The 21103-nt window shown below is 75.6% G+C and carries 25 protein-coding genes, 1 tRNA gene and 1 riboswitch; of the genes, 17 read left to right on the top strand and 9 right to left on the bottom strand.

The window, feature by feature from the left end:
* The first annotated feature begins 235 nt into the window (after positions 1-235).
* Positions 236-1417 carry a hypothetical protein gene (locus ACFC0B_RS17400; protein WP_376086671.1) on the top strand — a complete coding sequence of 394 codons (1182 nt, stop codon included), beginning with the start codon at positions 236-238 and terminating at the stop codon, positions 1415-1417.
* On the opposite strand, the gene ACFC0B_RS17395 is transcribed toward ACFC0B_RS17400, so the two are convergent.
* From ACFC0B_RS17395 to ACFC0B_RS17380, 4 genes are all read right to left on the bottom strand, one after another.
* Positions 1414-1863, bottom strand: coding sequence for a GNAT family N-acetyltransferase (locus ACFC0B_RS17395; protein WP_376086670.1), 450 nt, complete (start codon positions 1861-1863; stop codon positions 1414-1416). The genes ACFC0B_RS17400 and ACFC0B_RS17395 overlap by 4 nt on opposite strands.
* A 37-nt stretch (positions 1864-1900) precedes the next feature.
* Positions 1901-2632 (bottom strand): class I SAM-dependent methyltransferase, encoded by a 732-nt coding sequence (locus ACFC0B_RS17390; protein ID WP_376086669.1) that lies wholly within the window; start codon positions 2630-2632, stop codon positions 1901-1903.
* A 100-nt stretch (positions 2633-2732) separates the two neighbouring features.
* Entirely contained in the window at positions 2733-3461 is a 729-nt protein-coding gene (locus tag ACFC0B_RS17385; RefSeq protein WP_376086668.1) for a sensor domain-containing protein, read from the bottom strand.
* A gap of 124 nt (positions 3462-3585) precedes the next feature.
* The gene (locus tag ACFC0B_RS17380; RefSeq protein WP_376086667.1) at positions 3586-4185 is read right to left on the bottom strand and encodes a GNAT family N-acetyltransferase; all 600 of its coding nucleotides are present in this window, start codon (positions 4183-4185) and stop codon (positions 3586-3588) included.
* A 43-nt stretch (positions 4186-4228) separates the two neighbouring features.
* Here ACFC0B_RS17380 and ACFC0B_RS17375 point away from each other — a divergent pair, with 43 nt between their 5' ends.
* Complete coding sequence (locus tag ACFC0B_RS17375; protein WP_376086666.1) at positions 4229-5146, top strand: hypothetical protein; 918 nt, start codon at positions 4229-4231, stop codon at positions 5144-5146.
* Between the two features lie 55 nt (positions 5147-5201).
* Here ACFC0B_RS17375 and ACFC0B_RS17370 read toward each other — a convergent pair whose 3' ends face one another.
* Positions 5202-6071, bottom strand: a complete 870-nt coding sequence (locus ACFC0B_RS17370) for a M23 family metallopeptidase (RefSeq protein ID WP_376086665.1) — start codon at positions 6069-6071, stop codon at positions 5202-5204.
* A gap of 12 nt (positions 6072-6083) precedes the next feature.
* A riboswitch (cyclic di-AMP (ydaO/yuaA leader) is annotated at positions 6084-6252 on the bottom strand.
* A gap of 246 nt (positions 6253-6498) precedes the next feature.
* Here ACFC0B_RS17370 and ACFC0B_RS17365 point away from each other — a divergent pair.
* The 4 genes from ACFC0B_RS17365 (at position 6499) to ACFC0B_RS17350 (ending at position 8333) form a co-directional block, all read left to right on the top strand.
* Positions 6499-6789, top strand: a complete 291-nt coding sequence (locus tag ACFC0B_RS17365; RefSeq protein ID WP_376086664.1) for a YiaA/YiaB family inner membrane protein — start codon at positions 6499-6501, stop codon at positions 6787-6789.
* Positions 6790-6899: 110 nt separating this feature from the next.
* Positions 6900-7067, top strand: a complete 168-nt coding sequence (locus ACFC0B_RS17360; protein WP_376086663.1) for an alpha/beta fold hydrolase — start codon at positions 6900-6902, stop codon at positions 7065-7067.
* A gap of 5 nt (positions 7068-7072) precedes the next feature.
* The gene (locus ACFC0B_RS17355) at positions 7073-7717 is read left to right on the top strand and encodes an alpha/beta fold hydrolase (RefSeq protein ID WP_376086662.1); all 645 of its coding nucleotides are present in this window, start codon (positions 7073-7075) and stop codon (positions 7715-7717) included.
* A gap of 46 nt (positions 7718-7763) precedes the next feature.
* Positions 7764-8333 carry a TetR/AcrR family transcriptional regulator gene (locus ACFC0B_RS17350; RefSeq protein ID WP_376086661.1) on the top strand — a complete coding sequence of 190 codons (570 nt, stop codon included), beginning with the start codon at positions 7764-7766 and terminating at the stop codon, positions 8331-8333.
* Between the two features lie 72 nt (positions 8334-8405).
* On the opposite strand, the gene ACFC0B_RS17345 is transcribed toward ACFC0B_RS17350, so the two are convergent.
* Positions 8406-8479 (bottom strand) — tRNA-Ile (locus tag ACFC0B_RS17345).
* A gap of 188 nt (positions 8480-8667) precedes the next feature.
* Between ACFC0B_RS17345 and ACFC0B_RS17340 the strand changes: the two genes are divergently transcribed.
* The 9 genes from ACFC0B_RS17340 (at position 8668) to ACFC0B_RS17300 (ending at position 17374) form a co-directional block, all read left to right on the top strand.
* Entirely contained in the window at positions 8668-10983 is a 2316-nt protein-coding gene (locus tag ACFC0B_RS17340; protein WP_376086660.1) for a SpoIIE family protein phosphatase, read from the top strand.
* A 162-nt stretch (positions 10984-11145) separates the two neighbouring features.
* Positions 11146-12765 (top strand): ATP-binding protein, encoded by a 1620-nt coding sequence (locus ACFC0B_RS17335; RefSeq protein WP_376086702.1) that lies wholly within the window; start codon positions 11146-11148, stop codon positions 12763-12765.
* Entirely contained in the window at positions 12749-13162 is a 414-nt protein-coding gene (locus ACFC0B_RS17330) for a roadblock/LC7 domain-containing protein (protein WP_376086659.1), read from the top strand. The genes ACFC0B_RS17335 and ACFC0B_RS17330 overlap by 17 nt, the downstream gene beginning before the upstream one ends.
* Positions 13159-13509: a DUF742 domain-containing protein gene (locus tag ACFC0B_RS17325; RefSeq protein WP_376086658.1), complete on the top strand. Its 351-nt coding sequence runs from the start codon at positions 13159-13161 to the stop codon at positions 13507-13509. Before ACFC0B_RS17330 ends, ACFC0B_RS17325 begins: the two co-directional genes overlap by 4 nt.
* A gap of 16 nt (positions 13510-13525) precedes the next feature.
* Positions 13526-14137: an ATP/GTP-binding protein gene (locus tag ACFC0B_RS17320; protein ID WP_376086701.1), complete on the top strand. Its 612-nt coding sequence runs from the start codon at positions 13526-13528 to the stop codon at positions 14135-14137.
* Positions 14134-15723, top strand: a complete 1590-nt coding sequence (locus ACFC0B_RS17315; RefSeq protein ID WP_376086657.1) for a cytochrome P450 — start codon at positions 14134-14136, stop codon at positions 15721-15723. Before ACFC0B_RS17320 ends, ACFC0B_RS17315 begins: the two co-directional genes overlap by 4 nt.
* The gene (locus ACFC0B_RS17310; RefSeq protein WP_376086656.1) at positions 15720-16817 is read left to right on the top strand and encodes a cytochrome P450; all 1098 of its coding nucleotides are present in this window, start codon (positions 15720-15722) and stop codon (positions 16815-16817) included. Before ACFC0B_RS17315 ends, ACFC0B_RS17310 begins: the two co-directional genes overlap by 4 nt.
* Before the next feature lie 30 nt (positions 16818-16847).
* Complete coding sequence (locus ACFC0B_RS17305; RefSeq protein WP_376086655.1) at positions 16848-17114, top strand: hypothetical protein; 267 nt, start codon at positions 16848-16850, stop codon at positions 17112-17114.
* The gene (locus ACFC0B_RS17300) at positions 17111-17374 is read left to right on the top strand and encodes a hypothetical protein (protein WP_376086654.1); all 264 of its coding nucleotides are present in this window, start codon (positions 17111-17113) and stop codon (positions 17372-17374) included. Before ACFC0B_RS17305 ends, ACFC0B_RS17300 begins: the two co-directional genes overlap by 4 nt.
* Here the strand turns inward: ACFC0B_RS17300 and ACFC0B_RS17295 are convergent.
* Together ACFC0B_RS17295 and ACFC0B_RS17290 are read right to left on the bottom strand one after the other, a co-directional pair.
* Positions 17364-18182 carry an isocitrate lyase/phosphoenolpyruvate mutase family protein gene (locus tag ACFC0B_RS17295; RefSeq protein WP_376086653.1) on the bottom strand — a complete coding sequence of 273 codons (819 nt, stop codon included), beginning with the start codon at positions 18180-18182 and terminating at the stop codon, positions 17364-17366. The two genes, ACFC0B_RS17300 and ACFC0B_RS17295, sit on opposite strands and share 11 nt — an antisense overlap.
* A gap of 11 nt (positions 18183-18193) precedes the next feature.
* Entirely contained in the window at positions 18194-18685 is a 492-nt protein-coding gene (locus tag ACFC0B_RS17290; protein WP_376086652.1) for a carboxymuconolactone decarboxylase family protein, read from the bottom strand.
* 224 nt (positions 18686-18909) lie between these two features.
* Here ACFC0B_RS17290 and ACFC0B_RS17285 point away from each other — a divergent pair, with 224 nt between their 5' ends.
* On the top strand, positions 18910-19698 hold the full coding sequence (locus ACFC0B_RS17285) for an NRDE family protein (protein ID WP_376086651.1): 789 nt from the start codon (positions 18910-18912) through the stop codon (positions 19696-19698).
* A 181-nt stretch (positions 19699-19879) separates the two neighbouring features.
* Positions 19880-20422, top strand: coding sequence for a GNAT family N-acetyltransferase (locus tag ACFC0B_RS17280; protein ID WP_376086650.1), 543 nt, complete (start codon positions 19880-19882; stop codon positions 20420-20422).
* Positions 20423-20456: 34 nt separating this feature from the next.
* Here ACFC0B_RS17280 and ACFC0B_RS17275 read toward each other — a convergent pair whose 3' ends face one another.
* Positions 20457-21101 carry a response regulator gene (locus tag ACFC0B_RS17275; protein WP_376086649.1) on the bottom strand — a complete coding sequence of 215 codons (645 nt, stop codon included), beginning with the start codon at positions 21099-21101 and terminating at the stop codon, positions 20457-20459.
* Between the last annotated feature and the right edge of the window lie 2 nt (positions 21102-21103).

Raw genomic sequence — 21103 nt, 5'->3', positions numbered from 1 at the left:
AGCAGTCACCCGGCCCGCGGGCTCACCGGTACATCCCCGGTGCCTCGGCGCCCGGCCCCTTGCGGGGGCCCGGCGGTCGAGGAGCAGCCCGCGGGCCGTCTGCGTTCCCGAAGCGGTCCGTTCGGGTGTGTCCGCGGCCGCGGCCGGGCATCACGCCCTCGGCGTCGGGGGCATCCCCGCTAGAGTCGGCGCGCGCTCCGCAGGGGTGGGGTGCGGGCACTGGGGGTGGTGGGCGATGGCGACGGGCACTCGGCGGACCGGCGGCGCGGCGGTCGTACGGACGGCACAGCGGGCGGCGGCGGGGATGCTGCTGGGCTCGGGGCTGCTGGGCCTGCTGCTGTTCTCACTGGGCCGGCCGCACCCCTGGCAGGCGCTGGGCGGCGGACTGGTGGTGGCCTGCGCGGCGACGCTGGTCGGCGGTGCGCTGGGGTTCCTGTTCGGGGTCCCCCGGGTCCGCGGCGGCGCAGGCGGCGCGCCGAGTGCCGGGGGCGGTGAACCGCACGGCTCGTACGCGCCGAACACCAATCTGGAGCAGGTCTCGGACTGGCTCACCAAGGTGCTGCTGGGCGTCGGGCTGACCCAGCTCGGCTCGCTCGGCGAGCGGCTCGACCGGCTCGGCACGGCGCTCGCCCCGGCGCTGGGCGGGGGCGCGGGCACCGCGCCGTTCGCGGCCGCGCTGGTCCTCTACTTCCTGCTGCTCGGCTTCCTGGCCGGCTGGCTGGTGACCCGGCTGGCGCTGCCGCGGGTGCTCTCCGACGCCGACCGGGCGCTGGACCTCTTCCTCGCCGGGCAGGACCGGGACCGCAAGGGCGACAAGGTCGGTGCCGACGACCTGCGGATGCGGGCGATGCAGCACCTGGGCCTGATCGGCGCCAGCGACGGGAAGCCGGAGGGCCTGCCCGGCTCGCTGCTGGCGGCGGACCGGGCGGCCGGGGCGGAACGGGTGGTGGCCGAGGTGCGGTCGACGGCCCGGCGGTCGGCGCTGACCTCGTCCCAGGTGCAGGAGCTGTTCGCGGACGGCTCGCAGGGGCGGCGGATCCAGGCGCTGGCCCTGATGCAGGGCGATCCGGCGCTGGCCGACCTGCCGAGCGTGCTGGAGGCGATCGAGCACCCGCGCTCCGGCTTCGAGCAGTACCACGCGCTGCTGGCGGCACGCGGGCTGATGTCCCGGCTGCCGGCCGAGGAGGCGCGGCGGCTGCGGGAGGCGGTGGCGGGGCGGCTGATGGCGCCGGACGGGATCCCGTACGGCTCGGACCGCAGCTGGCTGGCGGAGAAGATCCTCTCGGCCCTGGACGCGCCGGTGTTCCTGCCGCAGCAGCAACAGGGCGGGCCGGCCGCGGTCGGCTCCCCGGGCGGAACGGGCCCGTCGCCGGCGCCGACACCGGGCCCGGGGAGCGGGGACCGCGGCGGCTCCTAGAGGGCGAAGCGGAGTTCGGGCCGGTCCCAGCCGATCGGCGGCCGGGCCGGGAAGGTGCCGACCCGCTCGGCGCCCATCCGCCGGTAGAAGGCCTCGGCGGGCGGGTGGGAGATCACCCGGATGCCGCCGGTGACGCCGATCGCGCGGGCGCGGTCGAGCAGGTGGGTGATCAGCCGGCGGCCGACGCCGAGGCCCTGCGCGTCGTCGGCGACGAACATGAGGTCGAGTTCGGCGGGGTCGGTGATCAGCGCGTAGAAGCCCAGCAGGTGGTCGTCGGCGGCGCGGACGGCGAGGTGGACCTCGTGCCCGGCCAGGTACTCGGGCGTCACCCCGAGGCCGGCGATCATCGGCGCGTAGGAGCCGCGGTAGGCGGAGCAGTCCTGGATCAGGGCGGTGAGCCGCTCGGCGTCCGAGGCCGCGGCCGGCTTGATCAACATCTCGGTCATGACCGGTGAGTATAGGACCAAACAGCCGGTTCATCTCTTACAGGTGGTGGCCGACCCGGCGCAGGACGAGCACCCGGCGGGCGCGGTCGCCCCGGTCGGTGGGCGGCAGCACGAGGATCTCGCTGGAGATCCGGCGCTCGCCGAGCGCGTGGCGGACGGCGTCCAGGCCGGTGCTGCGGTGGCCCTCGCCGTCGTTCAGCGGGTGGATCCGGACCTCGCCGCCGGGGGCGGTGACCCGGACCAGTTCGGCCAGGGCGGCCAGCCGCCGCTCCGGTCCGAACAGCTCGGGGTAGGCGAAGACCAGGTAGCCGCTCAGGGTGAGGGCGAAGGTGCCGTCCGCGAACGGCAGCCGGGGCAGCGCGGCGGCGACGTACTGGCCGGGGTGGGCGGCGCGGTCGGCGGTGAAGAGCCGGCGGGCCCGGTCCCAGCCGCGCAGGTAGCGCTCGGGCCGGCGCTGCCGGCGGGCCGGGTGGAGGTCGGGGCGGGCCGCCATCGCCGCGGCCATCGCGGCCCGGGCGGCCAGCGCCCGGGCGGTGATCTCCTCGGCCGGGCAGGCGTACACCGGGTCGGCGGCGACGACCCGGCAGCCGAGCGGGCGGGCCTCGGCGACCAGCGCGGCGGCTCCGCCGGGGCAGTCGAGCAGCGGCCCCGGCAGGGCGGCGATCCCGGCGCGGGTGAGGCCGAAGAGCTCGCAGTACTCGTCCAGCGAGCGGGAGGTGACCAGGGGGGCGACGGGTGGAGCCGGGGCGCGGGCGGGTCGGTCGGCCATCGCGGCCATCCGACCACGCACGCCGGCGGCCCGCACCCGGAGACATCCGGGTGCGGGCCGCCGGGGCAAGACCCGCCGGGCAGGGCCGCCGGGCCCGGGGTCAGCGGCCGAGCAGGCCGCGGGCGGCGAAGCGGTTGACGTTGGTCAGGCCGCGCACCAGCTGCGGGGTCACGAAGACGAACAGCACCCCCAGCAGGCACACACCGGCGATCTGCAGCGGCGTCTCGATGTAGTAGACGTGCCGGACGCCCTCGTCGTTGGTGTAGTCGAAGATCCGGTAGCCGGGCCAGTCCACGTAGCGCGGGAAGACCCAGTGGTAGAGCGGGTAGAAGGCGAGCGTCCAGCCGACGCAGAGGAAGACCAGCGACAGCGTCATGCTGAGGATCGCCCAGGGGAACATCACCACCTGGTACAGCACGGCCTTCCAGCCGGCCGCGTCCGCGAGGCGGGCGGTGATCGCGCCCCAGGCGCCCGGCCGGGCGGCGCGGACCGGCGCCGGAGCGGGCACGTCCAGGGCGAGCATGCTGCGCGCCCTGGCGCGCTCCATCCCGCCGAAGCCGCGGGCGGCGGTGGTCAGCGCGGCCAGCACCGGCAGGCCGAGCACGGTGACGAAGGTGCCGATGCCGAGCGAGAACAGCACGACGGCGACGGTGAAGCCGAAGATCGCCACCGGCAGGCCGGTCAGCGTGTAGCCGATCTCGCGGTAGAAGTAGGAGGTGAACGGGGCCCGCCAGGCGTACGGCGGCTCCTCGATGCGGCGGGTGACGGCGTGGCTCTCGCCGCCGTCGTACGCGTCGTACTCGTTGCGCTGCATGCTGTGGGTGCTCATGGCCGGTCTCGGTCCCTCGGGTCGGTCGCGGGTCGGGCTCTGGGGGTCTCTCCTGCTGACTCCCTCAGCCTGCCAAAGCGCGCCCGGCCGGGACATCCGGCTCCCTGGCGAACCGGGGGTGGGGTTATCCCCCCTGAACGACGCTCCCGGCCGCCGGGTTCCCGGCGGGGGCGTCGTCGGCGAGGAGCGCGTACTGGTAGGCGTCGCGCCAGCCGTCGTGGCGCCGGTAGTCGTGCCGGACCCGGCCCTCCAGCCGGAAGCCCGCCCTGGTCAGCACCCGGATCGAGGCGGCGTTGTCGACGTCCGCCCGGGCCTCCAGCCGGTGCAGGCCGAGCGGCCCGAAGGCGAGGTCGCGCAGCAGTCCGACCACCTCGCCCGCGTAGCCGAGCCCCCAGACGTCGCGGCGCAGGGCGTAGCCGAGCTGGGCGGCGCGGTGCGGGACGAGGCCGAGCGCGGCGTTGCCGATCGGGACGGCGCGGGCCGGGTCGTCGGCGTCGGCGAGCCGGGTGACGGCCAGCCGGTAGACCTCCCGGTGCTCCTTCTCCGCCTCCTCCACGAACTGGGCGACCTGGTCGGCGCAGGTCTCGAGGTCGCGCGGCGCGAACGGGAGGTAGCGGGTGGCCTCCGGGTCGCCGAACACCGCGTGCAGCGCGTCCACGTCCTCGGGGGTGTGGTGGAACTCGCGGACGGCCAGCCGGGCGCCGGTGAGTCGGACGGGAACCATGGCTCCCGACCCTACCCCCGACCAGCGGTTACGGTTCGTGGTTATGGAAGACGAAGACCTGCGGCTCGCCCCGCGCACCAAGGCCGCCGAACTGCTCGCCTGGGCGGAGGCGGAGGGCCGCGAGCCGGTCGCCGGGGCCCCGCTGCGGGCGGTGCTGGCGCTGCTGGAGCTGGGCGGCGGCAGGATGCACGACGGCTGGCCCGAACTGACCTCCGCCGCGGTGGAGCACCTGCTGTACGAGCGCCTCCACCTGTACGTCCAGCCGGAGCCGGGGCAGGACCCGCTGGCGTACGGCGCGGCGGTGCGGCTGCTGGTCGACCACCAGCGGGCCGCGAAGCGGCTGAACGCCAAGCGGCAGGAGCGGCTGCACGCCGAGGCCGAGTGGCAGGGCGAGCTGGCGGCCGGGCTGCTGCGCCGGGCGGACCTGGTGACCTGGCCCCGGCTGTACACCCTGCTGCTGCGCGCGGCCGGGGTGGACACCGGCGACGAGGCGGCGGTGCGGGCCTGGCTGGAGGGGTTCCGGGAGCTGGCGTGGGAGGAGCGTTCGGCGGCGTTCGCGGCGCTGGAGGCGGACGGCGCGCTGGACCCGGTGGACGACGGGGGCTGGGACGGCGGGGCCCGGCCGCTGGCGGTCGGGATGGCCACCGACGGCGCGCGGCGGCTGCTGGAGCAGGGGCTGATGCGGCGCAGCTACCGGAACCTGGCGGAGCTGACGGCGCTGGGCCGGCCGATGCCGGACGAGCTGGCCGGGGACTTCGGGGCGTTCGAGGAGGCCGCGGTCGGGGTGGCGCTGGAGCTGGCCGGCGCGTGGACGGTGCCGGGGCTGCCGCGGCTGCTGGTGGACGAGTTCCCGGAGCTGGCGCCGGAGCCGGGGCAGGCGGAGATCGACGCCTACCTGGCCTCGCTGGAGCCGGACGGGGACGAGGGCGCGGACGAGGACGGGGACGGGGACGAGGCGTAGGGACGCGCGAGGGCCCCGGCCGTGCGGCCGGGGCCCTCGTGGTCCGCGGGGAGCGTCAGGGCGTGAGGCCGCGCTGCTCGAACCAGCTCTCCGGGTCGACGGGGGCGCCGCCGCCGGGGCGGACCTCGACGTGCAGGTGGGCGCCGGTGACGTTGCCGGTGGCGCCGACCTTGCCGATCTGCTGGCCGGGGACGACCTTGCCGGAGCCCTTGATGATCGAGGAGAGGTGGCAGTACCAGATCTCGGTGCCGTCGGGCAGGGTCTCGACGATCCGGTAGCCGTAGGCGCCGGCCCAGCCAGCCGAGGTGATGGTGCCCTGGCCGACCGCGTAGACGGGCTCGCCCTGGTCGGCGGCGAAGTCGAGACCGGTGTGCAGGTGGGCCCAGTAGCGGGCGCTCTGGCCGTAGTGGGCGGAGAGCCGGTAGTCCTTCACCGGCAGCTTGATGGCGGCGAGCTTGGCCTTCTCGGCCTCCTCGGCGGCGCGCGCGGCCTGCTCCTGCTGGGCGATCTGGGCGGCCCGCTTGGCCTCGGCCTCCTGGGCGGCCTGGACGCGGGCGGTCTCCTCGGCCGCGGTGCGCTGGCTGTCGGCCTGCTGCTGGATGCGGGCGGCGAGGGCGAGGCCGGGGTCGGCGGAGAGCGCGACCGGCAGCTCGTCGGGCGCCTCGACGGCGGGCGCGGCGGCCGGGGTGGCGGAGGCGAAGCCGGTGGCGCCCAGGGTGGCGGCGACGGCGGTGACGCCGAGCAGCGGAGCGGTGCCGCGGCCCTGGCGGGGCATCCGGTGCCGGCTGGTCTCCGCCGCCGGCGGGGCGGTCTCGTCGGCGGGGCCGCCGAACGGGCCGTGCCCGGCGAAGGGGCCCGGGTGGTCGAGCAGCTGGGTGCCGGCCGAGGAGCCGGACGGGTGTGCCGGAGTGTGCGTCGACGCCACGGAGGCGCGCTCCTTTCCTTCCTTCGCGCCTACCGGGTTAGCTGACGGGTTCGGAGCAGGAAGGTCTCCTACGGCTGGGCCCGGACGAGCCAGGGCCTGACCGATTCACCCCAAGGAACGTGGTTCCCCGGCTCCCTGGCCTGCCCGGAGGCCGGCCGGCGGGATTAGGCGACGGCGCACGGTGCCGTCTGGGTACGGCGTTGCGGACCGCGCTGCGTTATCAAACGTTAATCCGAGAGCCCCCCGATTCCAAGCCATCCGTTGGTGACGACGGGATACGGATCGGGCACCACGCTGCCCGATGGGCGTTTTGGGACGTTTGATGACATCTGACACTACCGAACGTGTCGGGACGTCAACGAACGGGCCCTCACTTGAGTACACCTACTCATGTGCGACCGGGCCGGGCGCGGCCATCCTGGCGCCCATGAGCGCACCGATGCAGTCCCGCACCACGGCCGCGTACTACATCCAGGCCGTGCTGTCCTTCACCCTCTCCGCCACCGCCCTCGGCGCCGGGATCGCCTTCCTCCCGGTGGAGCCGTGGACCCGGGCGTTCCTCGCCCTCGGCCTGCTCTACACGATCACCTCGACGTTCACCCTCGCCAAGGTGGTCCGGGACCGGCAGGAGACCTCCGAGCTGGTGACCCGGGTCGACCAGGCGCGGCTCGACAAGCTGCTGGCCGAGCACGACCCGTTCAAGGTGGAGGGGGTCTGACCGGGCCCCGCGGACGGGGGGCGGCGTCGACGGCTTGACGGCTAAGGCTATTAGCCTTAGCTTTATGGCTATTGACACTCGCTGACGATCCCCCGCCCAGGAGGCTCCCCGTGAACGGCACCATCGCTCCCGCCACCCGCCACCTCGACCTGCCCGGCGGCCGGATCGCCTTCGACGACACCGGGCACGGCGAGGGCGCCCCGGTCGTGCTGCTCCCCGGGATGCTCGACAGCCGGGCCGCCTACCGGCACCTGCGCCCGCTGCTGGCCGCCGGGTGATCACCATGGACCTGCGCGGCTTCGGCGAGTCCTCGATCCTCTGGGACGACTACTCCCCCGCCGCGATCGCCGGCGACGTCCTCGCCCTGCTGGACCACCTGGGCATCGACCGGGCCGTGCTGGCGGGCAACTCGTACACCGGCGCCAGCGTCGTCAAGGCCGCCGGGGACGCCCCCGAGCGGGTGGCCGGCATCGTCCTGCTGGACGCCTTCGTCGAGAACGTGCCGCCGGGCGCGCTGCAGCGCCTGGTGGTCGGCGCGATGGGCGCGCTGCTGGTGCACTCGCCCGCGTTCTGGGGCCTCTACCACCGCAAGGCGGCCTATCCGGGCCCCAAGCCGACCGACCACGAGGAGTACGTGGCCGGGCTGGTCGCCGCGATGCGCACCCCCGGCCGGAAGACCGCCACCCGCGGCTACGTCCGCGGCGACTCCTCGCCCGCCGGCTGGACCGCCGCCGTGCGCTGCCCGGCGCTGGTCGTGATGGGCTCGAAGGACCCCGACTTCGGGAAGCCGGAGCTGGTCGCCGACCGGCAGGCCGCCGCGCTGAACGCGCACAAGGTGATGATCGAGGGCGCCGGGCACTACCCGATGGCCGACCACCCGCGGGCCACCGCCGACGCCCTGCTGGCCTTCCTCGCCGAGCTGGCCTGAGCTCCGCCGCCGTCCCCGTCCGCCCCCCTCAGCCAGGAGAACCGCAGTGCCCCGAGTCGGACTGACCCCCGAGCAGGTCGTCGGCCACGCCCTCGCCCTCATCGACGAGCAGGGCCCCGAGGCCCTCACCCTGGCCGCCGTGGCCGCCCGCGCCGGGGTCGCCACCCCCTCGCTGTACAAGCACGTCAGCGGCGGCCTGGCCGAACTGCGCCGGCTGGTGGCCGTGCGGGTGACCGAGGAGCTGGCCGACCGGCTCGCCGAGGCCGCGCTCGGCCGCGGCGGGGACGCCGCGGTCGCCGCCGTCCTGCGGGCGTACCACGCGTACGCCACCGAGCACCCGCACCGCTATGGCGCGCTGCCGCAGGCGCCGCAGCCCGACGAGGACCTGGCCGCGGCGGCCGGCCGACTGGTCGGGGTGATCGTCGCGGTGCTGCGCGGGTACGGGCTGGAGGGCTCCGAGGCGATCCACGCCGCCCGCACCTTCCGCTCGCTGGCCCACGGCTTCGCCGCGCTGTCGACCGGCGGCGCCTTCCAACTCGCCGAGGACCTCGGGGAGACCCAGGACCGCATGATCACCGTGCTGACCGCCGGACTGCGCGGCTGGCCCCGCCCCTGAGCGGCGCCGGCCGGGGCCGGGGAACGACGAAGGGCCCGGAGCGGGGAACGCTCCGGGCCCTTCGGGGTGGTGTGGGGCTAACAGGACTTGAACCTGTGGCCTCTTCCTTATCAGGGAAGCGCTCTAACCGTCTGAGCTATAGCCCCGTACCGCGCACGCCCCGCCGGTGCGGCGGAACGTCGTACGGAGAAGGGTACCGGACCCGCGGAGAGTGCCCGCACACCGGGTGAGCGGGTGCCCCGGGAGTCGTCGTTCTCCCCACGCCTCACCCGCTTAAGAAATAAGGTATTAAGAATTAACCGCCCCATAAGGAACCGGAGAGGCCGGCCGTCCCGTGGACCCGCGCAGCAGCCCCACCGCGCGCAGTGCCATGCGCTGCGTCCGCTTATTGCTCGGCTGCACCAGCGCCGCCGAACTGCTCGGCACCGTGCTCGCCGAGGGCCCGGGCTGGATCACCGGCGAGGGCTCGGCCCTCTACCGGCTGGACCCCGGCGGCATGCTCCGGCTCACCGCCTCCCACGGCCTGCCCGACTGGGCCCACGAGCGCTACAGCGTGGTCGACCCGGCCGGTGAGCTGCCCGCCGCGATGGCGCTGAAACTGCGCCGCCCCTATCTGCTGAGCCCCGAACGCACCAGCGTCGACTACCCGAACCGGAACGCCGGGATGGGCACCGGGATGGTCGCCGTGGTCGCCCTGCCGATGACCGTCGACGAGCGGCCGATCGGCGTCCTCGCCCTCGCGCTCGCCCACCGGGGCACCGTCCCCCGCCGCGACCTGGACGTCCTGGAGACCCTCGCGGACGCCTGCGCGCACCGGCTGGCGTACCTGCTGGAGCACGCCGGCGCGCCCCTGGCCGCACGCCCCGGCGGTGCCGCGCCGAACGGGGTGCGCCCCGGGCCCGGCCCGGACGGCGACCCGGCCGCCGGGACGGCCCACCCGCTGCTCTCGCTCGCCGTCCGCGCCGCCGGGCACGGCGCCTTCGAGCGCGACCTGGTCACCGGCGAGACCTACTGGGACGCCCAGGCGCTCCGACTGGTCGGCCGGCCCGCGCCGCACGACGGCCCGGCCCCCGCGCCCGACCTCGACCTCGTCGTCCACCCCGAGGACCTGCCGGACGTCCAGGCCGCGCTCGCCGAGGCGCTCGCCGCCGGCGGCCCCTACCGGATCCGCTACCGGGTGCCGCGCCGGGGCGGCGGGGTGATCCGGATCGAGGAGACCGGCGAGGTCATGCTGGACGTGCACCGCCGGCCGGTCCGGATCTCCGGGCTGATCGCCGACCTCGACCACGGCCGCACCCCCGGCGAGCACCCGGCCACCGCCCGCCTCGTACGGAGGGGCGGGAACGCCGGAGCGGCCGACGGGACCTCCGCCGCCGGGGCCCGCTCGGCGCTGCTGCTGGCGCTCACCCGGGCGCTGTCCCGGGCGGTCACCGTCCGGGACGTCACCACGGCCGTGACCGACGTCGCCCGGCCCGCGTTCGGGGCGGCCAGCATCGTGCTGGACCTGGTCGACGAGGGCCGGCTGCTGCCCGTCGCGCACACCGTCTACGGCGGGCCCCGGCGCACCGAGCTGACCCGGCTGGCCGACCTGTCGGAGGGCGTGATGCAGCGCGCGCTGGCCCGTTCGACCCCGCTGTTCAGCGAGCCGGCCCGGCGCGGGCGCAGACGCGGACGGGGGCGGGACCACGAGCGGCCACCGGGGGCGGAGGCCGCGGGCGGCCCGCTCGCCCCGGCCGCGTGGGCGGTGCTGCCGCTGGTGGCCTCCGGCCGGCAGGTCGGCTCCTGTCTGATCACCTTCGGCACCGAGCGGGTCTTCAGCCGCGAGGACCGCACCCTCTACTCCGCCTTCGCGGGCATCCTCGCGCAGTCCCTGGAGCGGGCCCGGCTCTACGACACCCATCACCACCGGGCCACCGAGCTGCAGCGCGCGATGCTGCCGCGCACCCTGCCCCGGCTGCCCGGGATCGCCAGCGCCGCCCGCTACCTGCCGAGCACCGAGGGCATGCAGATCGGCGGCGACTGGTACGACCTGCTGCGGCTGCCGGACGGCCGGATCGGCCTGGTGATCGGGGACGTCCAGGGCCACAACGCCGAGGCCACCGCCGTGATGGGCCAGCTGCGCAGCGGTCTGCGCGCCTACGCGACCGACGGGCACGATCCGGCCGCCACGCTGGCCCGCACCAGCCGGCTGCTCGCCGAGCTGGACACCGAGCTGTTCGCCACCTGCCTCTATCTGACCCTCGACCCGGCCGACGGCACCCTGCGAGCCGCCCGCGCCGGGCACCCGGCCCCGGTCCGGGTCTCCCAGGACGCCCGGGCGGTGGAGCTGGAGCTGCCCGGCGGCCCGCCGCTGGGGGTGGCCCCGGACCGGCCGTACCCGCTGGCGGTGGAGCACCTGACGCCCGGCGAGACGCTGCTCGTCTACACCGACGGCCTGGTGGAGGACCGCGAGGAGGACTACGACGAGTCGGTGCAGCGGATGCTCGGCGGGCTGGAGCTGTGGGCGCGCAACGCCGGTCCGGTGCGGGTGGAACCCGGTCCGGCGCTGGAACGATTGGCCGATCTGCTGACCCTGAACGTCACCGAACGGCGTTCGCGTCCGGACGACGTCGCGTTGCTCCTGTTGCACAGGTTGTCCCCCGTGCACTAGCGGGGCCGGTGGTGCACCGATCGGAGGTCCACGGACCGTCCGATCGGGTCCGAAGCAGTACGGATTGGCGCGGTATTGACAGGATATAGGCGAGATCCGGTCACTTGGCGAGATCCGGTCACACCTTCGTAGGATCATCACCCTAGAATTCGCCGCGTGACGATGACTCAGTGGTGCGCAACGGCAACAGGCGTGCTCGCCGTCCTCGCCCTCGTGGCCGCCGCCCGCTACCGCGCGGTCGCCGCCACCCAGCGCCGCCGGGCCGATGGCCAGCAGCGTGAGATCGCCGCCCTCCGGGACCGGCTCGCCGCCGAACTCTCCCGCCGCAGCGCCGAACTGGCCGCCGTCCAGCACGAACAGGAGCTCACCGCCTCGACCCAGCGGGCCTTCCTCAGCGTGGCCCGCCGGATCCTCGTGATGGCGCACGACCAGCAGGCCCTGCTGGACGAGATGGAGCGCACCCACGACGACCCGGCCCTGCTGGAGGGGCTGCTCAAGGCCGACCACGCCGCCGCCCAACAGGCCCGGCTCGCCCAGACGCTGGCCGTGCTCTGCGGCGCCCGGGCCGGCCGGCACTGGCCCGAACCGGTCTCGCTGGAGGACGTCGTGCGCGGCGCCCAGTCGCGCATCCTGCCCTTCCAGCGGGTGATGATCCGCAGCCGGATCGAGACCGCGGTGATCGGCGCGGCCACCGAGGCGCTGATCCACGCGGTGGCCGAACTGCTGGACAACGCCACCCGCTACTCCCCGCCCAGCACCCAGGTGTTCGTCACCCTGATGCCCGTGCACAACGGCGCCGTCATCGAGATCGACGACGGCGGCGTCGGCATGCCCGAGCAGGCGGTGGAGAAGGCCTCCGCGGCCCTGGCCGGCGGCTCCACGGTGGAGATCTCCCGCCTCGGCGAGGTGCCGCAGCTCGGCCTGGCGGCCGTCGGCCGGCTCGCCGAGCAGTACGGGTTCCGGGTCACCCTCAGCTCCGCGCCCTCGCCGTACGGCGGGGTGCGGGTCGTGGTGCTGCTGCCGAACGCGCTGCTCACCGAACCGCTGCCGCCGACCGTGCCGGGCCTCGGGGTGGAGGACGCGGTGTTCGGCGGCCCGCGCCGCGGCGGCCCGCCGCCGGCCGGGACGGGCCGGGGCCCCGGGTACGGAGCGGCACCGGCGCGGCCCGGCCAGGGCGCGGCGAGCCCGTACGACCCGGCCCAGGCGTCCGGCTACCCGCCGGTCTACCCCTCGCCCGCCGGCTACCCGACGACCGACGGCCGCACCGGGACCGCCGGTCAGCCGCCGGCCGCCGACCCGTTCTCCCCGTCCGCCCCGTTCACCCCCTCCACCCCGTTCACCCCCTCCGCCGCGGGCCCGGCGGGCGGCCCCCCGGCGGGTGACCCGTCGGCGGACGACGCCGCCCCGCCGCCGCTGCCCCGCCGGAACCACCGGCGCGGCCGCGCCGCCAACCGGCACGCGGCCAACGCCGCCTCCGCCCCGCCGCCGGCTCCGCCGTACCGCTCGGCTCAGCAGGCGCAGGCGTTCATGTCGATGTTCCAGGCCGGTACCGCCAGCGGCCGCTCGGCCGCCCGGGCCAACTCCCAGTCCCAGGCGGCCCACCAAGCCCAGGCCCAGGCCGGCCTGCCGGACCGGGGCCGCCCCCGCGGCCCGTTCGGCCAGGACCCGGCCGGTCCCCACCCCTCGGGCCACGCCCCGGGACCGGCCCCGCACGATCCTTCCCTTCCCGCTTCCCCCCAGCTTCCCCAGCGCTCCGGAGAGTTCCATGACCACCACCCCTGACCTCGGCTGGCTGCTCGCCGACATCATCAACGTCCCCGAGGTCCAGCACGCCGTCGTGGTGTCCAACGACGGCCTGGAGATCGGGCGCAGCGAGGGCATCGTCCGCGAGGACGCCGAGCGCCTCGCCGCCGCCTGCTCCGGCCTGCAGTCGCTGGCCCGCGGCGTCGCCCAGGGCTTCGGCGGTCACCACAGCGCCACCCGGCAGATCATCATCGAGTACGGCGGCGGCTACCTCTTCATCGTCGCCGCCGGTGCCGGCGCCCACCTGGCCGTGGTGACCGGCGAGGCCGTCGACGCCGGCCTGGTCGCCTACCAGATGCAGGTCCTCGTCGAGCGGATCGGCACCCATCTCACCAGCCCGCCGCGCGCCGACCTCGCGGCGGGGGGCCACCGGTGAGCGGCGGCCCGGTCCGCCCCTACGTCATCACCGGCGGCCGCAGCCGCTCCACCCGCCCCGAGCTGGCGATCGAGAGCCTGGTCAGCGCCTTACCGGAGCGGCCCGAGCTCCCCGATGACGCGCTGCTCAACCGCGAGCACCAGCGGATCATCGACCTCTGCCGCAGCCTGCTGTCGATCGCCGAGGTGGCGGCCCACCTGGGGCTGCCGCTCGGCGTCGTCAAGGTGCTCGTCGGCGACCTCTGGGACCTCGGCGCCGTCCAGGTGCTCCCGCCCGTCCCGCAGGCCGAGCGCCTGCCCACCACTCTCCTGGAAGAGGTGCTCGTTGGCCTCCGCCAACTCCGCTGACCCGCTCGCCGGCCCGGTGACCGCCGCGCCCTCCGCTCCGCCCGGCGAACCGCAGTACCTGCCGCCGTCCGTCCAGGGCGCGGTGAAGATCCTGGTCACCGGCCCGTTCGGGGTCGGCAAGACCACCCTGGTCGGCTCGCTCAGCGAGATCACCCCGCTGCGCACCGAGGAGACCATGACGGCCGCCAGCGCCGGCGTGGACGACCTCACCGGGCGCGCCGGCAAGACCACCACCACGGTGGCGCTGGACTTCGGCCGGATCACGCTCAACCGGCGGCTCGCGCTGTACCTGTTCGGCACGCCCGGCCAGCAGCGGTTCTGGCCGCTCTGGGACGACCTGTCGCGCGGCGCGCTCGGCGCGATCGCCATGGTCGACCTGCGCCGGCCGGACGAGAGCTTCGACGTCCTCGGCCGGCTGGAGGAGCAGCAGATCCCGTTCGCCGTCGCGGTCAACACCTTCCCGGACGCGCCGAGCTACCCGGAGGAGGAGCTGCGCGCGGCGCTGGACCTGCTGCCCGGGGCGCCGATCCTCTACTGCGACGCACGGGACCGGCGGGCGGCGTACGACCTGCTGATCGACTTCGTCGACCACCTGCACCGCACCGCCGTCCTGGAGCTGCAGAGATGACCGTTCCCGAGCCCGCCGGCACCGCCGCCGTCCCGCCGCCGGGGTGCCCCGCCCACGCGGGCGGCCCGGTCGACGCGCTGACCCACCGCGGGACCCTGCCCGACGGGCTGCCCGCCGGGGTGCCGCTCACCCCGCTGTACGGCGCCGCCGTCGCCGACGACCCGCACGGCCTGTACGCCCGGCTGCGCGCCCAGTACGGCCCGGTGGCGCCGATCGAGCTGGAGCCCGGCGTCGAGGCCTGGATCGTCCTCGGCTATCCCGAGCTGCTCGAACTCACCCGCAACGAGGCGCTGTTCTCCAAGGACTCGCGCCGCTGGCGGGTGCCCGCCGAGGGCCGGCTGGCCCCGGACTCGCGGCTCCAGCCGATGACCGCCTGGCGTCCGACCCTGCTCAACCTGGACGGCGCCGAGCACCAGCGGCTGCGCGCCGCCGTCGCCGACACGCTCGCCCAGATCGACCACCGGCAGCTGCGCGGGACCACCGAGACGGCCGCCGACGCGCTGATCGACAGCTGGGGCCCGGACGGCACCGCCGACCTGGTCACCCAGTACGCGCGCCGGCTGCCGCTGCTGGTCTTCACCCAGCTGCTCGGCCTGCCCGCCGACGCCGGTCCGCACCTCATCCGGCTGATCAGCCACATCGCCGACAGCGGCGCCGAATCGGTGCGCGCCAACCAGGAGTTCCAGGCGGTCCTGGTGGACCTGGTGCGGCGCCGCCGGGCCACGCCCAGCGCCGACCTCACCTCCTGGCTGCTGGCCCACCCGGCCGCGCTGACCGACGAGGAGGCGGTGCACCACCTGGTGGTGATGATGGTCGCCGGGAACGAGACCACCATCTGCTGGACCGGCAACACGCTGCGGCTGCTGCTCACCGACCGCCGCTTCCGGGCCACCCTCACCGGCGGGCGGCTGACCGTCGCCGACGCCCTGGAGGAGGTGCTCTGGCGCGACCCGCCGACGCAGAACTTCCCCGGCCGCTGGGCCACCGACGACACCGTGCTCGGCGGCCAGTACATCAGCCGGGGCGACATGCTCGTGCTCGGCCTGGCCGCGGCCAACGCCGACCCGGCCGCCCAGGGCCCCGGCGCGCTCGGGCACGGCGCGCTCGGCGGCAACCGGGCGCACCTGGCGTGGGGCGCGGGCAAGCACGTCTGCCCGGCCCAGCACCCGGCCCGGATCATCGTCGAGACCGCCGTCGAGACCCTGCTGCACCGGCTGCCGGACCTCCAACTCGCCGTGCCCGCCCATGAGCTGGCCTGGCGCCCGTCCCCGTGGTCGCGCGCCCTGGTCAGTCTTCCGGTGCTCTACAGCGCCTTCACCCCGCCCCGTCCGCCAGCCCCCGAGAGGCCCGCCGCATGGACACCGCCGCAGATACCGCTCCCGGCTCCGGAGGACCGGGACCCGACCTTCGGTCCGGCGCCGGGGGAGGGGACCGAAGCGGTGCCGTCCGGCCCGAACCCGTCCGGCCCGAGCCCGTCCGGCTCGACGCCCTCGGACGCGACCAGCACGGGGAGAACGCCCGGCTCCGGGAAGCCGGCCCGGCGGTCCTGGTGGAGCTCCCTGGCGGGGTGGTGGTCTGGGCAGTGACCCACCACGACGCGCTGCAGGAGCTGCTCTCCGACCCGCGCGTCGGCAAGAACCCGCAGCTGTGGACGACCTTCCGGGAGGGGCTGCTGCCCGAGGGCTGGCCGCTGATCACCTTCGTCACCGTCCCCGGCATGGTCACCGCCGACGGCGAGGACCACCGGCGGCTGCGCGGCCTGGTCACCCAGGCGTTCACGCCGCGCCGGGTCGCCGCGCTGCAGCCCGCCGTCGAGGCCCGGGCCGTCGCGCTGCTCGACCGGATCGCCGGGCTGGAGGGCCTCGGGGAGGACGGTTTCGACCTGCGCGAGCACTTCGCCTATCCGCTGCCGATGGAGGTGATCGGCGAGCTGCTCGGCCTGCCGCCCAAGCAGCAGGACGAACTGCACGAGCTCTCCGACACCCTGGTCTCCAGCTCCGCGACGCCCGAGGCGGCCGTCGCCGCGCGGCAGTCGCTGTTCGCGCTGCTCGGCTCGGTGGTCGCCGCCAAGCGGGCCGAGCCCGGCGACGACCTCACCACCGACCTCATCGCCGCCCGCGAGGACGAGGACCGGCTCAGCGAGATCGAGCTGGTCGGCACCCTGCTGCTGATGCTGGTGGCCGGCCACGAGACCACGCTCAACCTCATCACCAACGCCGTCCGCGCCCTGCTCGCCCACCCCGGGCAGCTGCGGCTGGTGCTGGACGGCACGGTGCCGTGGTCGGCGGTCGTCGAGGAGACGCTGCGGTACGACTCGCCGGTCGGCCAGTTCCCGCTCCGCTACGCGACCGAGGACATCACGGTCGGCGACACGGTGATCCGGCGGGGCGAGGCGCTGCTCGCCTCGTACGCGGCCGCCGGGCGGGACGGCGCCCACGTCCGGGACGCGGACAGCTTCGACGTCACCCGGCAGCCGAACCGGCACCTGTCCTTCGGGCACGGCCCGCACTTCTGCCTCGGCTCCGGGCTCGCCCGGCTGGAGGCGGAGACCGCGCTGCGGCTGCTGTTCGAGCGCTACCCCGCGCTGGCGCTCGCCGACGGGCCGGCGCCGGAGCCGATCGGGTCGTTCGTCAGCAACAGCGTGCGGACGCTGCGGGTGACCGTCCGGGACCTGCGGTGACCGAGGGCGGCCCGGGTCGTTGGGGGGTTCATGAAGAAACTCGCCACCCTGGCCGCCCTCACCCTGGCCGGTCTCGCCGCCGCCGCTCCCGCCGCGTCCGCCGCCACCTCCACCGCGAACTCGCCGGACGCGCTCGGCGGCCTGTCCAACGGGCTCGCCCTCTCCCCCGCCGACCTCGTCATCCACCATGCGAAGGACCTGCCGCTGGTCGGCAAGGTCGCCACCGAGATCGAGGCCATCGGCACCGGCCAGATGACCCACCCGGGCCTCAGCGGCCAGATCGGGCAGGGGCTGTGACCGGCGTGCGGCGGCCCGCCGCGCTCGTGCTCGCCGCGCTGGCGCTGGCCGCCGCGCCGGCGCCCGCGTTCGCGTCCGAGCCGGCGAACGCACCCGGGTCCGCGCCCGCGCCCGCCTGGGACTTCAGCGCCGCCGCGGCCTGTCTCCAGGAGGTGGCGGTCGTCCCGGCGCTCGGCAGCCACGGCGCCGGGCCCGCCCACTGCGCCAACGGCACCGTGCTCGACCACGCCGTGGGCGCACTGGGCTCGCTCACCCGGTGACGTGGAGCCCCTGCAGCTCCCCGTAGTCCAGCCCGCCGTCGAGCGCGGTGTACGTGCCGTCCGCGTACACCTCCTCGGCGGCGCGCCGCACCGCCGCGTACGCCGCCTTCGCCAGGCCCGGCCCCAGGCTCACCCGGGCCACGCCCAGCGCCGCCAGCTCCGGCACGGCCGGCGAACCCGGCCCGACCAGCACGTTCAGCGGCGCCGGGACGGCCTCGACCAGCGCGGCGATCACCGCCGGATCGGCCACCCCCGGGACGAACACGCCGTCCGCGCCCGCCTCGACGTAGGCCCGCAGGCGGGCGACCGCCTCGTCCAACCGCCCCTCCGGCGCCCCCTGGCGCCGCAGGAAGACATCGGTGCGGCCGTTGACGAACAGCGGCACGCCGACCGCGTCCGCCGCCGCGCGGGCCGCCGCGATCCGCTCGGCCGCCTCGGCGGCGGGCCGGGCGCCGTCCTCCAGGTTGACGCCCACCGCGCCGGTGGCCAGCAGTGCGGCGACCGTCCCGCCGACGCCGGCGGCGGTGTCGGCGAACCCGCTCTCCAGGTCCGCGGTGACCGGCAGCGGCCCGGCCGCGCGGACCACCAGCGCCGTCTGCGCCAGCACCGCGTCCCGGTCGGCCGCCTCGCCGTCGGCGCTGCCGAGCGCCCAGCTGACACTCGCGCTCGCCGTGGCGACGGCCGGCGCCCCGGCGGCCGCGACCAGCCGGGCGCCCAGCGCGTCCCAGACGTTGGCGAGCACCAACGGCCTTCCAGGGCGGTGGAGTTCGTGCAGCCGGCGGGCCTTGTCGCGCTGTTCGCTGCTCATCGCGGCGGCCCCTACTTCGCGGCCGGGCTGAGCCGGGAGGCCACGCCGATCCGGTTCCAGGCGTTGATGGTGGTGATCAGCGCGATCAGCTGCGCCAGCTCGGCCGGCTCGAAGTGGGCGGCGGCCTCGTCGTACACGGCGTCCGGCACGTGCCCCTGGGTCAGCAGCGTGACCGACTCGGTCAGCGCGAGCGCGGCGCGCTCCTTCGCGGTGAACCAGGAGGTCTCGCGCCAGGCGGGGAGGGAGAGCAGCCGGTGCTGCTGCTCGCCGTTCTTGAGCGCGTCGGTGGAGTGCATGTCGATGCAGAACGCACAGCCGTTGATCATCGAGGCGTGCACCTTGACCAGCTCCGCGAGCACCGGGTCCACGCCCCGCCGCGCGGCACGCTCCACGGCGGACATCGCCTTGTAGTACTCGGGCGCCAGGTCGGGCAGGGAGATCCGCTGCGCCGGGGCGGGCACGGTGGCTTCGGTGGCTTCGGTGCGGTCGTTCGTCGTCGTCATGACCACCAGCCTAGGAACCCGGCGGCCCGCCGTCCCGGTACGTTCGGCCACCGGAATCATGGGCCACTTCGGGCGCGGCGGCCGGGGGCGGGGCGCAGAGTGTGACACGGCCGGACGGTCGCGCGGAAGGCCCGGACCGCTCCCGGTTCACGAACGTTCGTGCGAGGATCGCGGGGAGGGTGGTGCCGACGAGGTCAGGGGGACCGGGCGTGTGTACGGCGTTCGTGAGCATCGAGCCGGCCGCGGCGGTGCCGGTGCTGCTGCTGTCGGTGCGGGACGAGTACGCCGGACGGCGGTGGGCGCCGCCCGGGCGCCACTGGCCCGCCCAGCCGTCGGCGGTCGGCGGTCTTGACCTGGTCGCGGGCGGGACGTGGCTCGCGGTGGAGCCGGGCGGTGCGGATGCGGGGCCGGTGGCCGCGTGCCTGCTGAACGGTTTCGGCACCCCGGCGCCGGCCGAGGCACGGCTCTCGCGCGGTGAGCTGCCGCTGCTCGCCGTCCGGGGCGGCCGGCTCGGCGACCTGGACTTCGACCGCTACGACCCGTTCCACCTGGTGGTCGTCCGGCCGTCCGGCGCGCGGGTGCTGAGCTGGGGCGGCAGCGGCAGCCGGCCCGCCGAACTGGAGCTGCCGACCGGCCTGAGCACCGTCCTCAACGACGGGCCGGAGGGGCTGGCCGAGAGCCGCACCGCCTCCGAGCGGATCCGCACCCTGATGGCCGCCCGCGCCGCCCACTTCCGGGCCCGTTTCACCGCCGAGCCCCGGCCGGAGCCGCGCCCCGGCCCCGCGACGGCCGAGGAGGCCTGGGGCGGCTGGCTGCCGATCGCCGCCGGCGACGGGCTGGCGCTCGACGACCCCGCCGCGCTGGTCCAGCGGCGCGAGTTCGGGGACGGACGGATCTGGGGCTCGTCCTCGATCTCGCTGCTGGCCCTCGGCGCCGGGACCGTCCGCTACGACTTCGCCGCGGTCCCCGCGGAGCCGGACGGCTGCGAGGGCTGGCGGCGGGTGGAGCTGTAGCCGCACCGCGGGGCGCCGACCGCCACTCACAACCGGGGCCGCGTGAACGGTTGGACCGGCCATGACCGCGTCTTCGGGATCTGTCTCGCAGTCGACGGGGTCCCCCGGAGCGGGGCCGCGGACAAGGTGCGGTCGGGCTAATTCGTTTGCCGACGGACGATCCGTCGGATAGGAAGTCGGCATGCTTCGAGGCGACAAGATCGGGCTGCGCGCCCGGTACGAGGAAGACATCCCGATCCTGCTGACCGAGCTCTACGACGACGTGGTCAACTCCGCGCGGGCCGAAGGCCGGCCGTGGCGGCCGATCAGCCCCGGCTCGAAGGACCCGCGCCTCGTGGGGGACGACACCAACCAGGCGCACGTCTCCTTCTCCGTGGTGGAGTTGGAGGGCGGGGCGCTGGTCGGCACGGCGACCCTGTGGGGCATCGACACCCACAACCGGACCGCCCACGTCGGGCTCGGGCTGCTGCCGTCCACCCGCGGCAAGGGCTACGGGACCGACGTGGTCGCGGCCCTGTGCCACTACGGCTTCGTGGTGCGCGGCCTGCAGCGGCTCCAGATCGAGACGCTGGCCGACAACACCGCGATGCTGCGCGCCGCCGAGCGCAACGGCTTCGTGCGCGAGGGCGTGCTGCGCTCCTCGGCCTGGGTGCTGGGCGCGTTCCTGGACCAGGTGCTGCTCGGCCTCCTCGCCGAGGAGTGGGCCGCGCAGCGGAAGGCCTGAGCTCCGGGCGCGCGCCGGCGGCGGCGGTCGCACGCTAGCGGCGGTCCAGGAGGCCGCGGTCGAGGGCGGTGACGACGGCGTGGGTGCGGTCGTTGACGTCGAGTTTGGCGAAGATCCGCAGCAGGTGGGTCTTCACGGTGGCCTCCGTGATGACGAGGCGGCGTCCGATCTCCACGTTGGACAGGCCGTCGGCGACGGCGAGCAGCACCTCCGTCTCACGGGCGGTCAGGGCCACGGGGGCGGGACGGCGCAGGCGGGCGACCAGGCGTTCGGCGACCCGGGGGGCGAGGACGGTCTCGCCCCTGGCCGCGGAGTGGATGGCCTCGACGAGCCGTTCGCGCGTGGTGTCCTTGAGCAGGTAGCCGACGGCCCCGGCCTCGACCGCGCGCTCGATCTCCTCATCGGTGTCGTAGGTGGTGAGGATCAGCACGCGGGTGGCCGATCGGGCGGCGGTGATCTCCGCGGTGGCGCTCGCCCCGTCGAGGACCGGCATCCGCAGGTCCAGCAGGGCCACGTCGGGCCGCAGCCGGGCGACGAGTTCGACGGCCGCCCGGCCGTCGCCGCCCTCGCCCACGATCTCCACGGTCGGTTCCGAGGACAGCAGGGCGACCAGCCCGGCGCGCATCACGGTGTGGTCGTCCACCACGACGACGCGGACCCTTCCCGGCACGGATCCCATGG

This window comes from Kitasatospora sp. NPDC056184 (assembly GCF_042268405.1).
Taxonomy (GTDB): domain Bacteria; phylum Actinomycetota; class Actinomycetes; order Streptomycetales; family Streptomycetaceae; genus Kitasatospora.
The sequence above is the reverse complement of the archived record's forward strand: the minus strand, read 5'-3'. Positions and strand labels throughout refer to the sequence as shown.